This window comes from Acinetobacter harbinensis (assembly GCF_000816495.1).
GTDB classification, from domain to species: domain Bacteria; phylum Pseudomonadota; class Gammaproteobacteria; order Pseudomonadales; family Moraxellaceae; genus Acinetobacter; species Acinetobacter harbinensis.
In genome coordinates this window covers 302098-303421 of the sequence record NZ_JXBK01000001.1, presented here as the reverse complement: position 1 = coordinate 303421, position 1324 = coordinate 302098, and the positions used below count along the sequence as shown (strand labels likewise).

The 1324-nt window shown below is 43.6% G+C and carries 1 protein-coding gene and 1 pseudogene; both read left to right on the top strand.

Going from position 1 to position 1324, the window contains the following annotated elements:
* Positions 1–339: M23 family metallopeptidase (locus tag SE27_RS14320; protein ID WP_455549953.1), on the top strand; the 339-nt coding region annotated here is incomplete at its 5' end.
* Between the two features lie 302 nt (positions 340–641).
* Positions 642–1324 (top strand): annotated as a pseudogene (aceE, locus tag SE27_RS14315) (pyruvate dehydrogenase (acetyl-transferring), homodimeric type); the annotation flags it as partial.

Below are 1324 nucleotides of genomic sequence, written 5' to 3'. Positions count from 1 at the left end.
GGACGTACTATGGGCGGCCGTGCTGAAAATCATTCTGGCTTAGATTTATCTGCACCGAGTGGTACTGCAATTTATGCAACTGGTCCAGGTGTAGTGACCAAATCAGGTTGGGGCACAGGTTATGGCCAATATGTTGAAATCAACCATGGCAATGGCTATTTAACGCGTTATGCACATGCTTCACGCTTAATTGCCCGTGTGGGTGAGCAAGTTAAAGCCGGCGATCATATTGCCAATGTAGGATGCACAGGACGTTGTACCGGTCCGCATTTACATTATGAAGTAGTGAAAGATGGTCAACGTAAAAATCCATCAACTTATCTTGCAATGTTGCCTTAAGTATTCGGTTGAAAATTCCCTATTTATTGCTCTGATGAATGCACTATAGTTTAACAACAATGAGAATCTAAAAACTGTTCTAAGCTTGAGACTCATGTTTATAGTAGCACTGTAAAAAATCGTCAGTGTATAAAAAAGCCGCCTCTATTGGCGGCTTTTTGTTGCCTTGCGTAACGAAGCGTGAGTGGGTATTTATTTTCTAAATAATTGCCTCATCTGCTATTCAGCTGTAGCCATACCTGCCGCTTTAAAAAGTGTGATACATATAGGGAATACAAATAGGCTCAAGGAATAGGTGGAATATGGCGTTTTATGCTGATACTGACGCGCAAGAGACCCAAGAATGGCAAGATGCCTTTGATTCGGTTCTACAACACATGGGAACAGAGCGTGCAGCGTTCTTACTCGAAAAATTATATCAACGCGCAATTGCCACCCATGTGCCTATTCAACGTTTAAATTCTCCTTACTTAAATACCATTTCAGTTGAAGACACACCGGCCATGCCGGGCGATCAAGATATGGAACGCCGTATTCGCGCCTTAATTCGTTGGAATGCCTTGGCGATGGTGTTGCGTGCCAATACCACCGGTGACGACTTGGGCGGTCACTTGGCCAGCTTTGCCTCTTCAGCGACTTTGTACGATGTGGGCTTTAACCATTTCTTCCGTGCCAACAGTGATCACTTCGGTGGTGACATGATTTATTATCAAGGACACTGTGCACCGGGTATTTACGCACGGTCTTTTTTAGAAGGCCGTTTGACCGAAGAACAACTGAATAATTTCCGCCGCGAAGTTAATGGCAATGGCTTATCGAGCTATCCACATCCTTATTTAATGCCAGATTATTGGCAATTCCCGACTGTATCGATGGGCCTGGGTCCAATTTTATCGATTTATCAAGCACATATTCAAAAGTATTTGATGAATCGTAAATTGATTAAAGAAGAAGACCGTAAAGTGTGGGCGTATCTGGGCGATGG